The sequence below is a fragment of the Vibrio sp. QJM3NY_26 genome (assembly GCF_057786005.1).
Window position 1 is genome coordinate 401624 of the sequence record NZ_CM173515.1, and the last position, 22999, is coordinate 424622.

15 protein-coding genes and 1 tRNA gene are annotated in these 22999 nt (G+C 44.1%); 12 read left to right on the forward strand and 4 right to left on the reverse strand.

The features are described 5' to 3' along the window. Window positions 1-200: 200 nt before the first annotated feature. The 10 genes from AC3CH4_RS01810 (at window position 201) to AC3CH4_RS01855 (ending at window position 15274) form a co-directional block, all read left to right on the forward strand. On the forward strand, window positions 201-860 hold the full coding sequence (locus tag AC3CH4_RS01810; protein ID WP_065207192.1) for a TetR/AcrR family transcriptional regulator: 660 nt from the start codon (window positions 201-203) through the stop codon (window positions 858-860). Further along, window positions 860-2197 carry an efflux RND transporter periplasmic adaptor subunit gene (locus tag AC3CH4_RS01815; protein WP_488543215.1) on the forward strand — a complete coding sequence of 446 codons (1338 nt, stop codon included), beginning with the start codon at window positions 860-862 and terminating at the stop codon, window positions 2195-2197. The genes AC3CH4_RS01810 and AC3CH4_RS01815 overlap by 1 nt, the downstream gene beginning before the upstream one ends. After that, window positions 2194-5301, forward strand: coding sequence for an efflux RND transporter permease subunit (locus AC3CH4_RS01820; RefSeq protein ID WP_488543216.1), 3108 nt, complete (start codon window positions 2194-2196; stop codon window positions 5299-5301). The genes AC3CH4_RS01815 and AC3CH4_RS01820 overlap by 4 nt, the downstream gene beginning before the upstream one ends. Window positions 5302-5611: 310 nt before the next feature. After that, entirely contained in the window at window positions 5612-6136 is a 525-nt protein-coding gene (locus tag AC3CH4_RS01825; RefSeq protein ID WP_065207195.1) for a phosphatase PAP2 family protein, read from the forward strand. A gap of 57 nt (window positions 6137-6193) precedes the next feature. Continuing rightward, complete coding sequence (locus AC3CH4_RS01830) at window positions 6194-7249, forward strand: MJ1255/VC2487 family glycosyltransferase (protein WP_488543217.1); 1056 nt, start codon at window positions 6194-6196, stop codon at window positions 7247-7249. Window positions 7250-7595: 346 nt separating this feature from the next. Next, entirely contained in the window at window positions 7596-8555 is a 960-nt protein-coding gene (leuO, locus tag AC3CH4_RS01835) for a transcriptional regulator LeuO (protein WP_004735878.1), read from the forward strand. A 201-nt stretch (window positions 8556-8756) separates the two neighbouring features. After that, entirely contained in the window at window positions 8757-10565 is a 1809-nt protein-coding gene (locus tag AC3CH4_RS01840; RefSeq protein WP_146457955.1) for an AMP-dependent synthetase/ligase, read from the forward strand. A gap of 460 nt (window positions 10566-11025) precedes the next feature. Continuing rightward, window positions 11026-12783, forward strand: coding sequence for an acetolactate synthase 3 large subunit (locus tag AC3CH4_RS01845; protein ID WP_054541385.1), 1758 nt, complete (start codon window positions 11026-11028; stop codon window positions 12781-12783). Window position 12784: 1 nt separating this feature from the next. After that, the gene (ilvN, locus tag AC3CH4_RS01850; protein ID WP_004735875.1) at window positions 12785-13279 is read left to right on the forward strand and encodes an acetolactate synthase small subunit; all 495 of its coding nucleotides are present in this window, start codon (window positions 12785-12787) and stop codon (window positions 13277-13279) included. 111 nt (window positions 13280-13390) lie between these two features. Next, the gene (locus AC3CH4_RS01855; protein WP_488543218.1) at window positions 13391-15274 is read left to right on the forward strand and encodes a sensor domain-containing diguanylate cyclase; all 1884 of its coding nucleotides are present in this window, start codon (window positions 13391-13393) and stop codon (window positions 15272-15274) included. A gap of 683 nt (window positions 15275-15957) precedes the next feature. Here the strand turns inward: AC3CH4_RS01855 and AC3CH4_RS01860 are convergent. Both AC3CH4_RS01860 and pykF read right to left on the reverse strand, forming a co-directional pair. Next, a complete protein-coding gene (locus AC3CH4_RS01860) occupies window positions 15958-16581 on the reverse strand; it encodes a GntR family transcriptional regulator (RefSeq protein ID WP_004735872.1) in 624 nt (207 codons plus the stop codon). A gap of 223 nt (window positions 16582-16804) precedes the next feature. Next, window positions 16805-18217 (reverse strand): pyruvate kinase PykF, encoded by a 1413-nt coding sequence (pykF, locus tag AC3CH4_RS01865; RefSeq protein WP_054547842.1) that lies wholly within the window; start codon window positions 18215-18217, stop codon window positions 16805-16807. Between the two features lie 429 nt (window positions 18218-18646). Between pykF and AC3CH4_RS01870 the strand changes: the two genes are divergently transcribed. Then, window positions 18647-19417: a DeoR/GlpR family DNA-binding transcription regulator gene (locus AC3CH4_RS01870; RefSeq protein WP_017080207.1), complete on the forward strand. Its 771-nt coding sequence runs from the start codon at window positions 18647-18649 to the stop codon at window positions 19415-19417. A 107-nt stretch (window positions 19418-19524) separates the two neighbouring features. Next, window positions 19525-21357, forward strand: a complete 1833-nt coding sequence (glmS, locus tag AC3CH4_RS01875; protein ID WP_488543219.1) for a glutamine--fructose-6-phosphate transaminase (isomerizing) — start codon at window positions 19525-19527, stop codon at window positions 21355-21357. A 104-nt stretch (window positions 21358-21461) separates the two neighbouring features. On the opposite strand, the gene AC3CH4_RS01880 is transcribed toward glmS, so the two are convergent. Next, complete coding sequence (locus AC3CH4_RS01880; protein WP_102465821.1) at window positions 21462-22730, reverse strand: O-acetylhomoserine aminocarboxypropyltransferase/cysteine synthase family protein; 1269 nt, start codon at window positions 22728-22730, stop codon at window positions 21462-21464. A 182-nt stretch (window positions 22731-22912) separates the two neighbouring features. Further along, window positions 22913-22988 (reverse strand) — tRNA-Ile (locus AC3CH4_RS01885). Window positions 22989-22999: the final 11 nt, after the last annotated feature.

Sequence of the window (22999 nt, forward strand, 5' to 3'; positions counted from 1 at the left end):
GGGTTAGTTTATCGTTTGGCTGATGTGTAGGTTAAAACTTTGTAGTAAATCTTTTTGATGGAACGATTCACCAAAAAAATTATAAGTGTGACCCAATTAATTAATCACTTGATTAAATAGTGAGTAATTAATCTTCTACTGTTACGTCTGTTTATCTCTATAATTAATCGGATGATTAATTATAGAGATGGATTTTTGCCATGACGGCACGAAAAGCGGGGCGGCCTCAGCAGAACTTAGATGTTCGACAGTTATTGATTGAGCATGCTCGCGATCTGTTTGTTGTTCAGCCATACGACAAGGTCTCGACACGCCTGATCGCCGAGCGTGCGGGTGTGAACATTGCGATGATCCGTTATTACTTTGGCAGTAAGGCTGGATTATTTGAGGCGATGCTACGTGAAACCCTACGACCGATGCAGCTACAAATGCAGAAGTTAGTTGAAGAGAGCAGTCATGAAAACTTTCTCGATTTAATGCGGACTTACTACAAAGAGATGGTCAAGGTGCCCAAGTTTCCTCGCTTGATTGCCCAAGTGATGAATATGCCTCCCTCGGAAGTGCAAAGAGAGTTGCTCGAAAAGGTTTTCCTCGATGTGGCGAAGCCAGCCCAAGATGTCATTTTTGAAAAGTTGGTGGCACAAGGTGTCTTGAGAAAAGAGATGGATCCCAAGCTCTGCCGCGTGTCGTATATAAGCTTGATGGTATTTCCATTCATTGCACCGCCCCCTCTATTAGCAATCCATGGTATTGAGATTAATGAAGAATTTCTTAACCGTTTAATCGAACACAACATTCAATTGATGACAGAAGGCTTTATAAACACGCCTAGCCCTTCTTCCGTGCAGGACCAAAGATAATGAAAATAAATAAAAAACTACTCTTCTTTCCGGCACTTGCGGTTGGTGTCATTGGCCTTGTGGTTGCGATTAACTTGAAGCCGGATCTTCCAACCAAGCCTGCGGGTGATAGAGCTCGCTTAGTTGACACAGTAAGCCTAGAGCAACAACTGATAGCACCGTTAGCGGTTGGTTTTGGCAAAGTGGTGCCGAAAGTCGAATGGAAAGCGATTGCCGAGGTGACAGGACAGATCGTTTATCGCCATCCGGATCTTGAGAAAGGTCAGGTGATCCCTGCGGGAACGGTCGTGCTCAAGATTGATCCATTGGATTACGAACTGAAGCTGATACAAGCGGAAGCTGATCTTAAATCAAGCCAAACCTCGCTAGCGAAATTGAATCAAGAAGAAGACAACCTGAATCAGACTCTAAAGATCGAAAAGAATCGCTTAGTGATCAGCAATAAAGAGCTACAACGTAAACAAGATCTACGTAAGAAAGGGTTAACTTCTCAATCTGATGTCGATCTGCAGCAGCAAAGCGCATTGTCTCAGCAGAAGTTGGTGTTAGATATTGCTAACCAAATTACCTTGATGCCTGATGAAAAACGCGTCGCGGAGGCCGTGATTAAGGTTAATGTCTCTAAGGTGAAAGAGGCACAACGTTCTTTGGATAAGACGACCATCACGTTACCTAGAGCCATGCGAATTGCTCAAGTCGATATCGAACAAAACCAAGTAGTTAATCTTCAGCAAGAAATGTTTGTTGCTCATGGGATTAATATTATGGAAGTTGAGGCGCAACTTTCTATTCACGATATGCAAACTTTAGCCTCAAGTTTTACTCAATTTCCCCGTGACGCTGCTGGAATTCCAACGCCTGATCAAGCGCCAATCAAAGCGAGTGTTCAACTGAACAGTGGCAGTCTGAATCTGAGCTGGCCTGCAAAGGTAGCGAGAATCAGTGAAACCGTTGATGAAAACCAAGCGACGGCAGGGATCATTCTTGAGATCGCTCAAGACTACTCACAACTGCAACCAGACAGTGCGACACCTTTGGTCAATGGCATGTTTGTTAAAGCTGAAATTGAAGGTGTCGCGAATCTAAGTTGGGTGGTTCCAGAGCGAGCATTGCATGGTGATAAAATTTATCTAATGGACGATAACTCCCGTCTGCAAATGGTTAATGTTGAAGTGCTTTATCGTAGAGACAACCAAGTGGTTGTGAACGGGGATCTTCAAACGGGCGATAAACTGATTCTTAATGATTTGCTGCCAGCAATTGAAGGTATGTTACTTAAAGAGTCAAATTCTCAAAAGGTTGAGCTTGTACCCGGTGTCGAGGAGAGTGCGTCATGATCAAGTTCTTCTCTAGGCACCCAACAGCAGCAAACTTGTTGATGCTTGGGCTGTTGATAATGGGTTTAAGCTCATTATCAACCATTAAACGTGAAACCTTCCCGGCTTATGATCCTCTGTATATTATGGCGGCGATTGTTTACCCGGGCGCTTCTCCGCAAGAAGTGGAAGAGAGCCTTTGTGTGCGAATGGAAGATGCCGTCGATGGCCTAGCTAACATTGAAGAAACTCAATGTGAAGCCGTTGAAGGTAGTGCTAGGCTCATTCTCAAGTTAAATGAAAAAGCAGATATTGGCCGAATGCTGGTGGATGTTCAAACTCAAATTAACTCGATCAACGATTTCCCATCCGAGATTGAATCTCCTGTTGTTCAAGAGCTGGATTGGAATGAACCGGTTGTTGATATCGCGATTACAGCAGAAACCTCATGGCCGGAACTCAAGGCATACGCTGAAGATCTTAAACGGACCATGAAGCTCGATTATGATGTTTCTTTGGTTGAGGTGAGCGGTTTTTCCGATCATCAATATCGTGTTGAGTTGGATACCCAAGCCATTCGTCAGTTGGGTTTGAGTGTTGGTGATATTGCCGATCAAATTGGTCGTCAGAATGTAAAATTGCCGAGTGGTAACATTGAAACACCAGATAAAAATTTCCTGATTCGTTTTGACGAGAGACGGGTCACGCCTGTTGAGCTTGAGAGTATTGTTGTTGGATCGGCACCAAATGGTTCTGTGATCCGTTTAAGAGATATCGCGAAGATCACCGATCGTTTTGAACTTGATGAACAGAAAGTCCTGTTCGATGGCAAGCCTTCTGCTTTGTTGAAGATCAGCAAAAACAAAGAAGACGATGCGCTTCGAATTAAAGAAAACGTGACACGATTTGTTGAAGATCAGAGTGCGATTGCCCCTGATGGTGTGACGCTACAAATGACCAACGATCTCTCTTCTGTGCTTTGGGATCGTCTAACCATGATGGTGCGTAATGGTTGGCAAGGTATTGTGTTGGTTTTTGCCACCATGTGGTTGTTCTTTAGTTTACGTTACTCATTTTGGGTCGCTGCAGGTTTACCCGTTGCCTTCCTTGGTGGCTTATTCTTAATGGCCAACCTTGGCTTATCGATCAACATTATGTCGCTTGTAGGCTTACTAATGGCGATAGGTATTATGATGGATGATGCCATCGTGATTGCCGAATCGATAGCCTCACATTTAGACAGGGGGCAGAGTGTTGATGATGCCGTGTACAACGGCGTTAAGAAAGTACTCCCCGGGGTGTTGTCTTCATTCTTAACCACGGTCTGTATTTTCGGTAGCTTGTTGTTCCTCGATGGAGAGATGGGCGCGGTGCTTAAGGCTGTTCCTCAAGTATTGATATTAGTGCTCTCGTTGAGCTTGATTGAAGCCTTCCTGATTCTACCTAATCACTTGTCTCATTCATTACACAAAGAAAAGAATGACAAGCCAGCGCTGCGCTTCAAAGTGGTGTTGCTTGAAAAATTTGAGAACTTCCGCAATACAACTTTGATGAACATGGTCGAGAAGGTCGTGACGTTCCGCTATGCCTTTATGGGCGGAGTGCTGACACTGTTGTTACTTTCTATTGCCTTGATTGCGGGTGGTGCTGTTAAGTTCCAACCCTTCCCCGAATTGGATGGAGACATCGCTGAAGCGCGTATCATTCTTCCGCCGGGTGCGTCATTGTCTCAAACCGAGAGAGTCGTCGATAAAATAGTCGCGTCTGCTGAACGTTTGAACGTGCAGTGGAGTGAAGAGGTCGAAGAGGGCAATGAGTTGGTGGAACACATCACGAGCCAATTCAATGCTAATGCTGATGCCAGTGAGTCAGGCCCACATTTAGCCACTGTGCGTTTAGACTTACGCGGTGCAGAGAGCCGTAACACGGTTATCGATGATTTCATCAATGCATGGCGCGAAGATATCGGTGAGCTGGCGGATCCTATTTCATTAGTGTTCAAGCAGCCAACCATGGGGCCGGGTGGTCGTGCTATCGAGATCCGTGCCAAGCATGATGATCTGGCTGAATTGAAGTCTGCTTCTCTGGAGATTCAGGAATACCTCAATCAGTTTGACGGGGTGCATGGTGTGCTTGATGACATGCGCATGGGTAAAGAAGAGATCTTAGTCAAGCTGCGCCCTGGAGCCGAAACCTACAATGTGAATGGGCAGATGATTGCTTCTCAGTTGCGTGCTGCATTCTTCGGGCAAACGGCGGATGAGATTCAAATCGGTGTTGAGAACATCTCGATTGAGGTGCGTCTTGATAAGGAACAAGCGGGCGACATACAGCAGCTGGCTAACTTCCCGATCATTACCGCCGACGGCAGTCAGATCCCGTTAGCAACGTTGGCGACATTAGATTTCCAACGTAACTACGTGCGAATTCAGCGTATTGATGGGCTGAGAACCATCAGCATCTTTGGTGATATTGATAATAAGAAGGCGAGCTCGTCGGCGATTTTGGCTCAGTTCCAAAAAGATGAAGCAGCCAAGCTTATTCAGAAGTACCCAGGCTTGCGCTTTGATTTCGAAGGGGAAGCTAAAGATGCGGCTAAGACTGGAGCCTCGATGGGCAAAGGCTTCTTGCTCGGCTTATTCGGCGTGTTTGCGATTCTTAGCTATCAGTTCCGAAGCTATTTAGAGCCTGTGGTCGTGATGTTAGCCATTCCACTCGCCTTTATTGGGGTGGTCGTTGGGCACTGGATACTTGGGCACTCTTTGAGTATGCCAAGCATGATGGGCTTTGTGTCGCTTGCCGGGATTGTGGTTAATGATTCCATCTTGTTAGTCCAGTACATTCGTCACCATGTCGATGAGGGAGATAGCGTGCATGACTCGGTGGTGAAAGCCAGTCGCGAGCGTTTCCGAGCGGTATTTTTGACCTCAATGACGACCGCAGCTGGTTTGCTCCCGCTGTTGACGGAAACCAGCTTGCAGGCTCAGGTTATCCAGCCATTGGTCATTTCGATTGTGTTTGGCATATTTGCCTCGACCTTACTGGTGTTGTTTATGATCCCTGCGGCCTACGCGATACTGGCGGACTTTGGTTTGGTGAAAAAGCATGAGCCATTAGCGCTATAACCTTTAGCGCTATTATCATTAGCGAGCACTATTATCATTAGCGAGCACTATTATCATTAGCGAACGCTATAACCATTAACATGATAGAAGTAGCGTTTGCTTGCTTATATACAGAAGTAAAAATATAGAAGAATAAAGCGGCCTTGGGTCGCTTTATTTTTATCGGCAGTTTCTAGGCCTCATCAGCTTGCTTAGCGAAAGCGGTCAATTCGCCTCAAAATTCATTTTAGTTCATTCAAAACGTCACTTAACTGTCATTTCAGGGGCATAACTTGAGCCTTAACTGAATAAGGATTGTTAAGGAGATTGTATGCGTACTATCGAACCTATTGTCCGCTGGGATGTGGCATTTTCTGTTTTTTGTTTAAAGAACCGTTATAGCGGACAACAGGCGACACTCAGTAAGGCGGTGTCTCATACTGGAGATGGACACCTTTACGTTTTGATTGCTTTGGTTGCACTACTGGCTGACAGTAACACTGGCCGAGACTTTCTCTTGGTGGGCTTAACTGCCTTTGCAATCGAGTTACCTATTTACTGGTTTGCCAAAAATACCCTCAAGCGTCGCAGACCCGCTGAGTTCTCTTCATTGCTTTATTCCCATATTGTGCCATCTGATAAATACAGCCTCCCTTCTGGGCATTCCGCTGCGGCTTTTGTTATGGCGACTCTAATCGGACATTTCTATCCGAGCTTATATCTCTTTAGCCTGATTTGGGCGGCAGCGATTGCTGGCTCTCGAATCCTACTTGGTGTGCACTTTTTAACGGACGTACTGATTGGCGCAGCCTTGGGCATCGCTTGTACTAGCCTTGCTATCAGTTTCATCCTGTAATCATTTTTTTGGCAACAACCACTGCCGAGCTTAAGTGGCAAACATAAAGGAACATGCATGAAAATCTTATATGGCGTCCAAGGCACAGGAAATGGTCATATTGCGCGCGCGAGAGCAATGGCGGTGGCTTTTCGTCAGCAAAATATCGATGTCGACTTTCTGTTCTCTGGGCGAGACGAGAGCAAGTACTTCTCGATGGAAGCGTTTGGTAATTATCAGACCCGCAGCGGCTTAACCTTTTACAGTGAGCAGGGACAGGTTAAATACGGCAAGACATTCATCAAGAACAACATCTGGCGATTTCTCAGTGAGATTAATCAGATCGATTTGACGCCTTATGACTTAGTGTTGAATGACTTTGAACCTGTGACTGCATGGGCAGCTAAGAGGCAAGGTGTGCCATGCATTGGCATAAGCCACCAGAATGCGTTCCGCTACGATGTACCCAAAGAAGGGGGCAACTGGATTGAACATTCGGTGATTCAACATTTCGCCCCAACTGAGCATTCTATTGGTTTGCATTGGTATCACTTTGAACAACCAATACTGCCGCCTATCGTTCACACGCTGGCTGGTGATCAACAAACCAAAACAGCACAAGACTTTACGTTGGTCTATTTGCCGTTTGAGGATCTTGAGTCGATCTCGGATCTGTTGATGAAGTTTATTTCGCACAACTTTGTCTGTTATCACCCGAATGTCATTGAGCACCGTCGAGTCGAAAATATTGAGTTCAAATCACTGAGTCATACCGGCTTCCAATTCGACCTCAATCAATGCTCTGGTGTAGTGGCTAATGGCGGTTTTGAATTGCCATCGGAAGCCCTAACCTTGGGTAAGAAATTGCTTCTCAAACCACTTGAGGGGCAGTTCGAACAACAGAGTAATGTTGCGACGCTTGAAGCGCTCGGGTTGGCTCAAACCATGAGCTTTTTAGACGCGGCTACCTTGCGTGGTTGGCTCGGTGAAAAGCAGGCCGAAGTGGTTACTTATCCCGACGTGGCAAGTGCACTTGTTGAGTGGGTGTTAGCGGGCAATTGGTCCAACCAAGATGACTTAAGAAAGCAACTTTGGGACAAGGTAGATTTTCCTAGTTATGCATCGCTCACTTAACTCATAAGTGTTATTTCTGAATTAACCAGTCAAACAATTCATGAGTTCAATAAATTGTAACAAATGTAACCAAACGATAGAACAGCTAAATAAGTCGAAATGAAACTCATAAGTGGTGCATTTTATGTTTTTTTATAACTCTATAAATAATTGATTTTTAGATGTTATTTAATCATTAAGGTAAAATAAAATTATTCTTTATCAATCTTGTTGGTAGCTCGAGATTTATTGGTTAATAGTAATGGTAATCCGAAAAACATCGGTCTGATAAATATAAGAATTAGTGGTTATCTATTCCTATACCATTACCAATTTAACGCTGTCGAACCGACAAGAGGCAACTTGAATGTTAGAGAAAAAAGACGCAATGAGTGCTATTGCAAGCTACAGAATGGAAAGCACACTTCGTGGAGTCGACTTAAATCTTTTGACTGTATTTGATGCAGTTATGCAAGAGCAAAACATTACACGTGCAGCTCATAATCTGGGTATGTCTCAGCCTGCTGTAAGTAACGCTGTTGCTCGTCTAAAAGTGATGTTTAACGACGAACTATTCATGCGTCAAGGTCGTGGTATTCAGCCGACTCAACGTGCTCGTCAGTTGTTTGGTCCAATCCGCCAAGCACTACAGTTAGTACGCAATGAACTGCCAAGTTCTGTGTTCTCTCCAGAGTCGTCTTCTCGTCTGTTCAAACTTGCGATTTGTAGCCCTTGTGACATGCGTTTTGCACCTAAGATTATGTCGACAATCAACGACCAAGCACCTAGCGTTAAACTGCACATGGATGCAGAATTCGATCGTCAACTTTCTGAGCGTATGCGCTACCAAGAAATCGACTTCGTTATTGATTACGCTCGTTTTGATGAGCAGGGCTTTTCAAGCACAGAGATCTTCCAAGACGAATTAGTTGTTGTTGCTTCTGCTTCTCACCCACGTATCAACGGTGAAGTTTCAGCGGCAGAGCTGCTTAACGAAAAGCACGCAAAACTGTCTCGCATCCATGGTCAACGCAGCTTCTCAGAGCAAGCTTACCGTGACCTAGATTGCACGCCTTTCTACGAAGGTACGAGCTTAAGCAACGTACTTTACGTTGTTGGTCAATCTGAGCTTGTGACTATTGCACCTCGTTGGATGGTTGAGCATGCCGCGAACAAAGATCAGCTTCAGATTCTAGATTTCCCATTCGATAATGCGGCAATTTCTGGCTTCCTAAGCTGGCACGAATCAAGTGAAAAGGACAAAGGACACATTTGGTTACGAGATCAGTTAATGATGATCTGTGGCGAAGTAGTGGCGCTTAACTAAGCACTAATCCCTATGATTTATAAGCCCTAAGCTGGGAGTCTGGCTTAGGGCTTTTTTGTACCTGCTATTTTTGTTGATAGAAAACTTAGCGTGAGACGTACTATTACTTATAACTTTGAGCTTCATCAGTTGCCTTTTCCATGATCAGAGGTACACTTGTGCGCTCAAAAAAGCTTACAGGTGTAAGCCAAAGGTAAAGAGATGGCCAATTTAGATTTTCATATCGTAAAAAGACTTCGTGACCAAACTGCCCAAGGTGGCAACCGTACAGCTTTGAAGCATAAAGTCGACAATGTATGGCAAGGTATTAGCTGGGAACAGTTTGGACAACAGATCGATACGCTTTCGTTAGCACTGTTGGCTCACGGACTGAGAGTTCAGGATAAGATAGGCATCTTTTCGAACAATATGCCTCAGTGGACTGTGGCAGATTTTGCATCTTTACAAGCGCGTCTTGTAACGGTACCAATCTACCCAACCAACACAGCGGCGCAGTCTTCTTACATTATCCAAAATGCAGATGTGAAGATCTTATTCGTTGGCGAGCAAGCTCAATTTGATGCGGCGGTTAGCCTTTTTGAAGAGTGTGAACAGCTAGAAGTTGTTGTGGCGATGTCTGCTGATATCGACACTCAAGAACATAGTTTTGCTGTTTCATGGCAGGACTTCATGACTCGTGGTGTTGAAGCTCAACAAGCGGAACTTGACGTTCGCTTAGCTGATGCAAACATGGATGACTTACTGACCCTTATCTATACCTCTGGTACCACAGGCCAACCAAAAGGTGTGATGCTTGATTACACTAATATTGGCTATCAATTGAAAGGTCACGATGAACGTCTTAGCTTAACTAAAGATGACGTATCACTGTGTTTCTTACCTTTGTCACACGTATTTGAGCGCGCTTGGACTTTCTATGCCCTTTATAAAGGTGCAACCAACTGTTACCTGCAAGACACGATGCAAGTACGTGATGCTCTAAGCGAGGTGAAACCGACAGTAATGTGTGCAGTTCCCCGTTTCTACGAGAAGATTTTCTCAGCGATTCACGAGAAGGTATCTAAAGCACCGTTTATCCGTAAAGTGCTGTTTACTTGGGCGGTAAATATGGGAGCGAAGCTTTCTGTTTGTCACCAAGAAGGTCGTACTCCATCATTCATGCTGAAGAAGAGCCATGCGCTTGCCGATAAGCTTGTGTTATCTAAACTGCGAGCTCTGTTAGGCGGAAACATTAACTTTATGCCATGTGGTGGTGCGAAGCTTGATGAAACCATTGGTCGCTTCTTCCACGCGATTGGTATCAACGTAAAACTTGGCTACGGCATGACAGAAACCACGGCAACAGTATCGTGCTGGGATGACCGCTGTTTTAACCCTGATTCGATTGGTATGTCGATGCCGGGCGCTGAAGTAAAAATTGGTGCGAAGGACGAGATTCTTGTTCGTGGTCCAATGGTGATGCGTGGCTACTACAAGATGCCCGAAGAGACCGCTAAGACATTTGACGAGCACGGTTTCCTAAAGACTGGTGATGCGGGACATTTTGATGAAAATGGTAACCTGTTCATTACTGATCGTATTAAAGAATTGATGAAGACCTCTGGCGGTAAGTACATTGCACCGCAAGTGGTTGAAGGCGCGATTGGTAAAGATCACTTTATCGAACAGATTGCCGTTATCGCTGATACGCGCAAATTCGTTTCTGCGCTGATCGTTCCTTGTTATGACTCGCTAGAAGAGTATGCCAAAGAGCTGAATATCAAGTATCACGACCGTGTTGAGCTTGTTAAACATCACCAGATTGTTGAGATGCTAGAGAAGCGCGTGAATGACTTACAGAAAGAGTTGGCTAAGTTTGAGCAAGTGAAGAAATTCAAGTTGCTGCCAAAAGCATTTTCTATGGATGATGGCGAACTGACACCTACTCAAAAATTGCGTCGTAAAGTTATCAACGATAAGTATCAAGACGAAATCGAAGAAATGTACAATGAAAAGCCTAAAGATAAGTAGTTTTCTGCTTAGATAAATTTTCAGTTGTTTAAAAATCCCCCTACGAATGTGATTGCATTTTTAGGGGGATTTTTTATGCCTGCTGACACAGCACAATGTGCGAAAGCGCACACCAATAAGGGCATCATTAATCGATAAACCGTGATTCATTTGAATATTAAGCTCTTTTTTTTAGGTGTTAATTGGTTTTTAAATCTAACTATTGGGTTTGGTTTGGGTTTTATTTAATGCTTTCAGCTAATAGTTGGTTTTTTGACGTAATTATCGGATAACAGGTGTTAGACCAGATGATAATAAAGCGTTAAAGTTGTTTCGTATTACTGTTTGTTGTTATCACGACAGACAGCCATAGCCGAAAAAGTGGAAGTATTTCGAATTAGGCTACGAATAAGCCCTAGACTATGAAAAACCAGCCCAACATGTTCACCAAATATGGTTGGAAACTGGTGAGGAGAGCAATATGACAACAAAACCTGAAACAGCCATGTCATCCGGCGCTGAAATGTTATCCGGCGCTGAGATGGTGGTGCAGTCTCTAATTGAAGAGGGTGTAGAACAAATCTTTGGTTACCCAGGTGGTTCTGTACTTGATATCTATGATGCGCTGCATGCTAAAACTGCTGAAATTAAACACGTATTAGTACGACACGAACAAGCCGCTACCCATATGGCAGATGGCTATACTCGTTCTACCGGTAAGCCGGGCGTAGTACTTGTGTGTTCTGGTCCAGGTGCGACCAATACCGTTACTGGTATTGCCACAGCCTACATGGACTCAATCCCAATGATAGTTATTTCTGGTAACGTACCAAATAGCTTAATTGGTAATGACGCCTTCCAAGAGTGTGACATCGTGGGTGTATCCCGTCCGATCGTTAAACACAGCTTCCTCGTTAAGAAAGCGGAAGATATCCCTGAAGTCGTTAAAAAAGCATTCTATATTTCAACGACAGGACGTCCTGGTCCTGTCGTTATTGATCTGCCAAAAGACATCTTAAACCCACAAATCAAGCTTCCTTATGAATACCCAGAAACGATCAAAATGCGTTCATATAACCCAACGGTTACGGGTCATAAAGGTCAGATCAAAAAGGCGCTAAAAGCCCTTCTTGAAGCGAAGAAGCCGGTACTTTATGTCGGTGGTGGTGCGGTTATTTCTGAGGCAGATAAGCCGCTGTTAAAATTAGCAGAGGCACTGAATTTACCCGTGGTAAGCACCCTAATGGGGCTTGGCGCTTTCCCTGGTACCCATAAAAACTCTTTGGGTATGTTGGGCATGCATGGTTTGTATGAAGCCAATATGGCGATGCACAATGCGGACTTGATCTTTGGTATTGGCGTACGTTTCGATGATCGAACCACCAATAACCTAGATAAGTACTGCCCTGATGCGAAGATCATGCACATTGATATCGATCCATCTTCTATCTCTAAGAACGTTAAAGTGGATCTACCGATTGTAGGTTCCGCGGAAAAAGTACTAGAGAGCATGGTTAACCTGCTTATTGAGCAAGGTGGAACTAACGATGCAGAAGCGATGGAAAGCTGGTGGAGTGAAATTAAACAGTGGCAAGAGCGTGACTGCTTAGCGTATGACAAAACGTCTGGTCGTATTAAACCGCAACAAGTTATTGAAACACTTCATAAAGTAACCAATGGCGATGCCTATGTTGCTTCTGATGTAGGTCAACACCAAATGTTTGCTGCTTTGTACTACCCGTTTGACAAGCCACGCCGTTGGATTAACTCTGGTGGTCTAGGCACGATGGGCTTTGGCCTACCTGCTGGTATGGGCGTTAAGTTTGCGAAACCTGATGAAGAAGTTGTGATTGTTACTGGTGACGGCAGTATTCAAATGAATATCCAAGAGCTGTCGACTGCGCTGCAATACAATATTCCCGTTAAGATTATTAACCTTAACAACCGTTTCTTAGGCATGGTAAAACAGTGGCAAGACATTGTTTATCAAGGTCGTTACTCTAATTCATATATGGACTCTGTTCCTGATTTTGCTGCGATTGCCGAGGCTTATGGCCACGTTGGCATGCGTATTTCATCTCCGGATGAACTGGAATCAGGTTTGGAAAAAGCACTGGCGATGAAAGACCGTTTGGTATTTGTCGATATCAGTGTGGATGACACCGAGCACGTATACCCAATGCAGATCAAAGGCGAGGGTATGGATAACATGTGGCTAAGCAAAACGGAGAGAACATAATATGAGACACATCCTTTCACTATTAATGGAAAACCAACCAGGTGCACTTTCTCGAGTGGTTGGCTTGTTTTCTCAGCGTGGCTACAACATCGAGTCTTTGAATGTATCTCCTACGGATGATCCAACGCTTTCTCGTCTGAACGTCACCACTAACTCGAGCGAAATGCAGCTTGAGCAGATCCAAAAACAGCTACACAAGTTAATCGACGTACTTAAGGTACAAGAAGTGTCTGAGCTTGAGCATATCGAGCGTGAACTTTTGATGGTAAAAGTACGCGCTAGCGGCTTTGCTCGTGCTGAAGTGAAACGCACAGCGGATATCTTTCGTGGCCAAATCGTTGATGTGACGGCTTCGCAATATACGGTTCAAATGGCTGGCACTAGCGAGAAGCTGGATGCTTTCATTCAGGCATTGTCTGAAGTAACGGAAGTACTTGAAGTGGCTCGAAGTGGGGTTGTTGGCATCGCACGTGGTGAACGAGCGTTGAAAGCCTAAACAAGAAGTATTTAAAAAATAGTTTAAAAGCCGCTTTTTTAAGCGGCTTTTATTTTGTTAATTTCCTAGAGTGCTATAATCTTGCGCTCTCTTTTTCTTCCTGAGCTAGTAATGCGAAATAAAAAATCAATAATTACATTACTAATCATCTCAATCACACTCTGTTCAGCTGTCGCTCTATATTACTTGCAGCGATATAAAGAAGTGAAGCAGCAGAGTTTTGACTACTCGGCCAAGCAAGCCGTCCATCAATTGGTGTACGCCAAGAGAGACTACGATCTTCTTAAGACTCAATTAGTTTCCGTAATGGGCCTGTTGAGCCACAGCCAAAGCTTGGTTAACTTTGCCTCTTCTCCCTCTGACCAAACCAAAGATCTACTTGAAGAGGTTTGGCAGTCTGTCTTAGTGAACCAGAAGTGGTACACGAAGATTCATCTGTTGGACATTACGGGCAAAGAGCTGGTGCGCGTTAATTACTCGGCTGATACCGGGAGTGTGGCGGTCCCTCAAGAGCTACAAGACAAGTCTGATTCTAGCTATTTTCAACATGCACAAAATCTTGAAGCCGAGCAAATTGGTGGCTGGGGGATTGAACTTGAAACGGAGCATGGTGAGCTAACCTTCCCTTATGTACCTGTAATCCGTGTATTTACTCCTGTTGAAACACCAGAAAAACGCGTTGGTTACCTTGTTATCAATTTGGATGTGTGGGGCTTATCGTCACGTCTTAGCTTTTCACCTGATAATGACCTAAGAGCGGAAATCATTAATGAATCCGGTTATTACATTGCGAGTAATAACAGCAGTAAGCTGTTTGGTGATTCTATCCCTGAAAGAAAAGGGTATAACCTGAAAAACATCGCACCAAAAACGTGGGAAGCGATTAACAACGATCAGGTTGGACACGTTTTTGAAGATGGTAACTTGTTTGCGTTTAACACCGTTATGCTCGCGAATAATCAAAAAGCTCACTTGCTGATTCAACTCAATCAGAAGCAGTTGATGGATAGGGCTGAACAGAGTCTAAATGATCTCTCTCAAGAAGAAGTTTTCGTATTGCTAACGGTACTGGTCTTTGCGTTTCCGTTTGCTTATTTAGTGACTCATTACCGACGTCGAAGTCTAGAAAGTAAGTTGGCACGCGCCGCATTGAGCGGCATGTCGGCCGTCATGATCTCTGATAAGCAGCATCGTACTATGATGATCAACAACGAGTTTGAGAACATGACGGGGTACAGCAAAACTCAAGTTATCGGAAAGAACGCATTGCAGCTATTGCTTGAGAATACCGACCAAGAGCTCTCAAGTTCTGATATCTGGAGTCATTTAGAGCAAGAAGAAGTCTGGGAAGGTGAAGTAGAGTGTAAGAACAAACTGCGTATTCCTTTCACCGCGATCATGAGAGTCCAGGCGGTTAAAAATAACTCTGGAAAGGTCAGCTATTATATTACTTCCTTAGTCGATATTTCTGTTAGGAAGGAGCTTGAGGTGCGTTTGAGGATCTTAAGTGAACGAGATTCTTTGAGTAACCTTTGGAACCGCCGCAAGTTCGAAGAACAGCTCGCGTATTATTCTCGCTTGGTCGAGCGTTACCCTAATGAAGCGACCACTTGCTTAGCTTTAGTCGATATTGATAACTTCAAACGAATCAATGACGAACTGGGCCACGATGAAGGCGACCGAGTGATTGCAAGTGTTGCAAGGCTTCTACAAGACAGTCTACGCAGTACTGATTTTGTTGCTCGCGTTGGGGGAGAGGAGTTTGCATTACTGATGCCACACACCTCACTGCCGGAAGCGAAACGTGTGTTGGATCGATTACGAATAGAAATAGAGCTATCCTCAGGGACTAAAGTGACGGTGAGTGTCGGTTTCACTGATTTGACAAGCAACAGCACTCGCTCATACAAATGTGCCGATGTTGGGCTCTACGAATCTAAATCGTCTGGGCGCAATACCGTCTCTATGTGCCCTAGTCATGCTGATGTCGCTTAATCTTTCATTACTCGATTAGTTTTTAATATTTCACTTGGCTTTCACTGTTTCACTTGGCTTTCAATAGACTTAGCCCTTAAAAAGATTTACGTTTTAAGTGACTAACCACTTTCCTATCAAGCCATCTTTCTCGCTTCGTATCTTTTAAAGCTAGCCTTCAGCAGTTCCTTTCAACATCTATAATAGGAATCTCACTTTTGAGGCGACCTATGTCACAAGTCTTATGTAGTTAGACTAAAGTCTAATGCTGATGAAAATTTGAGCTAAAATAAACAATAAGTAAACTACCTTGCTTCAGGTTGCGTCGTGTTAAGCGAACCAATAAACAGAGTGTTTACCCGATATAAAAGGGATGACACCGTTAACTTAATTCAGCTGGTTAGCTCGCCTTATCAATGGCTTGAGAGATAGCAGTAGAATTAGGTTAGCTGTAGCAAGAGTTTGGGGATCATACTGTCTGGTTAAAAGAGGCGTGGTATGTTTGTCGATTTTTTAGTGAGGTTAACCATAGGCACATTGGTCATTCTTGGCTTTCAACTGAGTGCACTGTATTTTTTACCTATGGTTGTACTGCTCAATACTCATCACAAAGAGTTTTTTGGGTGGTAGTTCAGTCGTGATACTGGAAACAAAAAACGGAGCCGTTGGGCTCCGTTTTTATTTGGTAAGAAATTACTTGAGCGTTATGCCGCTTCGATAACTTCTTCAATTCGTTTCATTGAACCTAGTAAATGTTGATCAAGTAACTCTGTTGCTTGTTCTGCATTCTTAGAGAGTACTAGCTTCATGATCATTTCGTGCTCATCAATATTGAACAGATCATCAGATGCTGTTTCAGCTGACATTGCTAAGAAGCGGTAACGTTTAACTTGGTTAATAAGTTCATCAAAGAACTTAAACATGTTCTCTGAATCAGCACCTTCAAGCAACGCGACATGGAATTGTTGGTGGCGTTCTTCCCATTCAACAGAATCAAATTCTTCTTCTACGTTCTGAAGGCGTGATAGTTTGTGGTAAGAGGTCAACACTTCTAATTCCCAGCTTTCATCACCAGCTGAGATCGCTTTTTTAAGCAGAACGGAAGAGACCAGTCGAAGGCTTTCGTATAGGTCATTGAGTTCTTTCTTTGATACCGGAGATACCCAGCAGCCTTTCTGTGGCTCTAGCTTTACGTATTTACTCCAAGATAACTGCACTAAGGCTTCACGAATTGGAGATGCGCCTACGTTGTATCGTGCTTTTAGATCAGCAACAACGAGTTTTTGGCCAGGGGTTAACTCACCATTGAGAATATCTTGGCGAATCATCTTTGATACTTTGTCTGTGAGCGTAGGACTAGACATTACAAACCTCATGCATATTTGATTCTAGTCTGCTAATCCGTCTCTTAGAAAGAGCCCATGGAAGTTAACAGTACGTGATTCTACTGTGATTGATAATACAGCGTACTGAAAAGTTAGGCAAGATTTGTTTCATAAAAAAAAGAGGGCCGAAGCCCTCTTTTATATTTTTATGCGAATCGGTTCATTCTTATAGAACGTGAACAGATGCCGTGTTTGTAGTACCAGAAGCTACTAGAGCGCCAGAAACCATTACTACGATATCGCCTTTGTTACCTAGGCCAGATTGTAGAGCGATTTCTTTACCGTTGATGTAGAACGTGTCTGTGTTCTCGATAGAGTCAACAAGAACTGGTTTAACACCTTTAGTAAGAACTAGCTGTGCAGCTGTCTTTTCGTTAGTTGTTAGAGCAAGGATGTTTGCAGTTGGGAAGTACTTACGTACTGAACGTGCAGACTTACCGCCTTCAGTTGCAACAACGATTAGAGGAGCCGCTAGCTTCTCTGCTGTGTCTACCGCACCTTTACATACTGCTTCAGTAATGCGTAGACGTGGGCTGTCTAGACGAGAACCTAGCTCAGCTTTAAGAGCTGAATCAGTGCGGTTCGCGATTTGAGCCATGATAGTTACAGCTTCAACTGGGTACTTACCTTTAGCAGTTTCACCAGAAAGCATTACTGCATCAGTACCATCCATGATTGCGTTCGCAACGTCACCCGCTTCAGCACGAGTTGGACGTGGGTTGCTGATCATAGAGTCAAGCATTTGAGTTGCAGTGATAACCATCTTACGTGCGCGGTTACACTTCTCGATCATCATCTTCTGAGCGAAGATTACTTCTTCAGCTGGGATTTCAACACCTAGGTCACCACGAGCAACCATGATGCCGTCAGAAGCTTCAAGGATTGAATCGAAGTTATCTACACCTTCTTGGTTTTCAATCTTAGAAATGATGTGGATGTTCTCGCCGCCGTTAGCGTTTAGAAGCTCACGGATTTCTTTAACGTCGTCTTCTTTACGGATGAAAGAAGCAGCTACGAAATCAACGCCTTGCTCACAACCAAACTTAAGGTCAGCTTTGTCTTTCTCAGAAAGAGCTGGAAGTTGAACAGAAACGCCAGGAAGGTTAACACCTTTGTTTTCGCCTAGAGCACCGTTGTTAAGAACTTTACACTTAACTTCAGTTTCTGTTGTTGCGATAACTTCCATTTCGATTAGGCCGTCATCAACAAGGATAGTGTTACCAGCAGTTAGGTCTTTAGCGAAACCTAGGTAAGTTACTGCTACTACGTCTTTGTTACCAACAACTGTTGCGTCAGTTGTGAAAGTGAACTCTTGACCAGCTACTAGATCTACGTCGTTACCATCTTCAAGTTTGATAGTACGGATTTCTGGACCTTTAGTATCTAGAAGGATAGCAAGTTGCTCACCTTTTTTTTCCATTACTGTACGGAAGTTCGCGATACGAGTGCCGTGTTCTGCGAAGTCACCGTGAGAGAAGTTAAGGCGCATAACGTTCATGCCAGCATCTACTAGTTCAGTTAGCTTCTCTACAGATTCAGTTTTAGGGCCAATCGTACATACGATTTTGGTCTTTTTCATGGAAGGTACTCTCCGGTAAGTATTGTTACAATTTGAAATTTATTTAAGGTCTGAAGATTGGTCCGCTACATCAACATTTTGTGCCTGTTGTGTAAAAGCGCGGTACTTCCAATATGTCCTTCAGAGTTGTAAGTCTTTCATCAATTTTAGTCATTTTATGACCAAAAGATTTTGATTCAATATCGGTTTTATGTGACTTACCCCACTATATAAGAGGTAAGTTGCAAAAAAATAACAGTCAGTTTTGTAATTTTTTTTCTTTTCGGGTGCGGATTCTACCACCTAATCAGTTCAATATCACTGCTTAACAATTGTCTTAGGACAAGGTTTTATCGCTATTTATTAATTTTTTGGATCAAAATAAATGGACTAAATAGTTTCGTTGTAACTATAATATGTTTCAAATCGAAACTTAATGGCCTTTTTTAAATGTCGAAACGAAACACCCAGCTCAGAAGACATGCTATTTCTAACCTCGTTAATGAAAAGGGGGAGGTTAGTGTTGATGAACTATCCGCTAAATTCGAAACCTCAGAGGTCACGATTAGAAAGGACTTAGCGTCTTTAGAGAAAAACGGTCAGCTTTTGCGCCGTTATGGTGGTGCGATTTCATTACCGAAAGAGGTTGTGAACGAAGAACTGGGTCCACAAGTTTCGACTCGAAAGATTTCATTAGCGAAAGCCGCTGCAGATCTAATTCGCGACCATAATCGCATTGTGATCGATAGCGGTAGCACGACAGGAGCGCTAATTCAGCAGCTCAATAGCAAACGTGGTTTGGTTGTAATGACCAACTCGTTGCATGTTGCTAATGCACTTAATGAGTTGGAAAGCGAACCAACACTGCTAATGACCGGCGGCACTTGGGATACCCATTCGGATTCTTTTCAAGGCAAAGTCGCAGAATCAGTACTTCGAGCTTACGATTTTGATCAACTATTTATCGGGGCTGATGGTATCGACCTTGATAGAGGCACAACTACGTTCAATGAATTGGTTGGCCTAAGTAAAGTAATGGCTGAAGTGTCACGAGAAGTGATCGTGATGGTTGAGTCGGAAAAGGTGGGACGAAAGATCCCGAACTTAGAGCTGGCATGGGAACACATTGACATCTTAATTACCGATACAGATTTAGGCGAAGAATCCAAAGTAAGTATCGAATCACATGATGTTCGAGTGATCCTGACCGATCCAGCGTAAAAACAAATTTAAGTATTATGCATTTACCTTCCTATAATTGATCTTGATAAAGATCTGGCCTTTGCTTGCTGCCAATAGGAATAAAACGAAATTGATGGAGTGAAACTATGTGTGGAATTGTTGGTGCAGTAGCACAGCGTGATGTAGCCGAAATTTTAGTAGAAGGCCTTCGCCGCCTAGAATACCGAGGCTACGATTCAGCGGGTGTCGCTGTAGTTGATAGCGAATCTAACCTAACTCGTGTACGCCGCCTTGGTAAAGTACAAGAGCTAGCAGACGCCGTCGATCAGCAACATGTTATTGGCGGTACTGGTATCGCTCATACACGTTGGGCGACACACGGTGAGCCTTCTGAAGCAAACGCGCACCCACACATGTCGGGCGATATTGCCGTTGTACACAATGGCATTATCGAAAACCACGAAACACTGCGTGCTCTTCTTCAAGAGCGTGGTTATGTGTTTACTTCACAAACGGATACTGAAGTTATCGCTCACCTAGTTGAATGGGAACTTCGTACTTCTAACTCATTGGTTGAAGCGCTTCAAAAGACAGCGAAACAACTGGATGGTGCTTACGGTACTGTTGCCGTTGATCGTAAAGATCCTAGCCGTATCGTTGTTGCTCGTTCTGGTAGCCCTATCGTTATCGGTTTTGGTGTGGGCGAGAATTTCCTAGCTTCTGACCAACTTGCACTGTTAAGCGTAACTCGTCGTTTCATGTACTTAGAAGAAGGTGATGTTGCTGAGGTGACTCGCCGTGATGTAACAGTATTTGATGTGGCGGGCGAGCGTGTTGAGCGTGAAATCGTTGAATCAAACGCAGAGCACGATGCAGGTGACAAAGGTCAATACCGTCACTTCATGCAAAAAGAGATCTTTGAGCAGCCATCTGCGTTAATCAATACAATGGAAGGTCGTATTTCTGAAACGGCTGTTATCACTAACGCAATTGGTGTTAAGGCTGAAGAGATCCTAAGCAAGGTAGAGCACGTGCAGATCATCGCATGTGGTACATCTTACAACTCAGGTATGGCAGCTCGTTACTGGTTTGAGTCTCTAGCAGGCGTAAGCTGTGACGTAGAGATTGCTTCTGAATTCCGTTACCGTGATTTCGTTGTTCGTCCGAACAGCTTATTGGTGACTCTGTCTCAGTCTGGTGAAACGGCGGATACGCTTGCTGCACTTCGTCTTGCAAAAGAGAAGGGTTACATGTCAGCAATGACTATCTGTAACGTTGCAGGTTCTTCGCTAGTTCGTGAATCTGATTTTGCCTTTATGACTCGCGCAGGAACAGAGATCGGCGTAGCTTCAACTAAAGCCTTCACAACACAGCTAGCGGCAATGCTGATGATGGTAACGTCAATTGGTCGTCTACAAGGTCGTATCAATGAAGAGAAAGAAGCAGAGATCGTTCAAGCACTGCATCAACTGCCTGCTGATATCGAGAAAGCATTAGCGTTTGATAAAGAGATCGAAGCGCTAGCACCTGATTTTGCAGATAAGCACCACACACTGTTCTTGGGTCGTGGTGAGTTCTACCCAATCGCAATGGAAGCGTCTCTTAAACTGAAAGAGATCTCTTACATCCACGCAGAAGCATACGCGGCTGGTGAGCTTAAGCACGGTCCTCTAGCGCTTATTGATGCAGATATGCCAGTAGTCGTTATTGCACCAAGCAACGACTTACTAGAGAAGCTAAAATCAAACGTTGAAGAAGTACGTGCTCGTGGCGGTCTACTGTACGTATTCGCTGATGAAGATGCGGGCTTTGAAAGCGATGAGAACATGAAGATCATCAAGATGCCTCACGTAAGTGAAGTAACAGCACCTATCTACTACACAGTACCGATGCAGCTGTTGTCTTACCACGTAGCACTAATCAAAGGTACCGATGTTGACCAACCTCGTAACCTAGCGAAAGCGGTTACGGTTGAATAATCGTTAGCTTGTCTAAGAAAATTAGATAATAAGAAGCCCATCCTGTGATGGGCTTTTTTGTGTCTGTTAGTTAATGAGCAGTGCTAGAGCTAGCGGTAGCGTCATTAAGCACTAAGTGCTTGCTCTAGGTCAGCTAAGATATCGTCAATGTGCTCAATACCTACTGAGAGGCGAATCATCTCTGGTGATACACCTGCTTGCTTTTGTTCCGCTTCGCTTAATTGACGGTGTGTTGTAGAAGCAGGATGACAAGCGAGAGATTTTGCATCGCCAATGTTCACCAAGCGTTTGAAGATTTGCAGCGCATCATAGAAACGAACACCGGCTTCATAACCATCTTTCAAGCCAAAAGATAAAATGGCAGACGGCTTACCTTGCATGTATTTCTCAGCCAACGGATAGAACTCAGACGTTGGTAGACCCGCGTAGCTCACCCAACTCACTTTTTCATGTTGCTGAAGGTACTCAGCTACTTTTAATGCGTTCTCTGTGTGTCGCTCCATACGTAGCGACAACGTCTCTAAGCCTTGCATTAACATGAAGGCATTCATTGGCGATAGTGCCGCCCCTGTATTACGAAGTGGAACGGTTCGAGCGCGACCAATGAATGCAGCATCACCAAAAGCTTCAGTATAAACAACACCATGATATGAAGGCTCTGGTTGGTTAAACACGGGGAAGCGATCTTTGTGCTCTGCCCATGGGAATTTGCCTGAGTCGACAATAACGCCCCCCAGCGTTGTTCCGTGACCACCAACGTATTTGGTTAGCGAGTGAACCACGATATCAGCGCCAAAATCGATAGGTTTGCATAGCACAGGCGTCGCCACCGTGTTATCAACAATCACAGGTACACCTTGTGCGTGAGCAAGCTCAGCAACACGTTCTAAGTCGATAATATTCCCTGCCGGGTTACCGATACTTTCACAATAAACCGCCTTGGTTTTTTCATCGATCAGTGCCGCTAAGCTTTCTGGTTTATCGTCTTTAGCAAAGCGAACTTCGATCCCTTGGTTTGGTAGCATATGAGCAAATAGGGTGTAAGTACCGCCGTAAAGCTGAGGTGTTGAAACGATGTTGTCACCGATTTGTGCCAACGTTTGAATCGCGTAGTTGATCGCCGCGCTGCCTGCACTCACCACTAAGCCTGCAATACCACCTTCTAAGGCTGCCATGCGCTTTTCTAGTACATCATTGGTTGGGTTCATTATACGAGTGTAGATATTACCTGGTACCGCAAGGTTAAACAGGTCGGCGCCGTGTTGTGCGTCATCGAATTCGTAAGCAACGGTTTGGTAAATAGGAGTCGCAACCGATTTGGTTGTTGGATCAGTGTCGTAGCCGAAGTGAATCGAGAGCGTTTCGTCTTTCATGAGTCTTCCCTGAACTATTGAATGATTTGTGTACTCTCATATTGCCGATTTTTTTATAAAAGAAAAGTATGTTTAGTCACATAGAAGAAATTGGACGAATGGGACAGAGCGTTGAGCTAGAAGATAAAGGACTAGAAAAGCAAAAAGCCAGAGCAGCGTGAACTGTTCTGGCTTTTCTAATTTGGTGGCCCCTCCCAGATTTGAACTGGGGACCGAACGATTATGAGTCGTGCGCTCTAACCACTGAGCTAAGGGGCCGTAGGGCATAG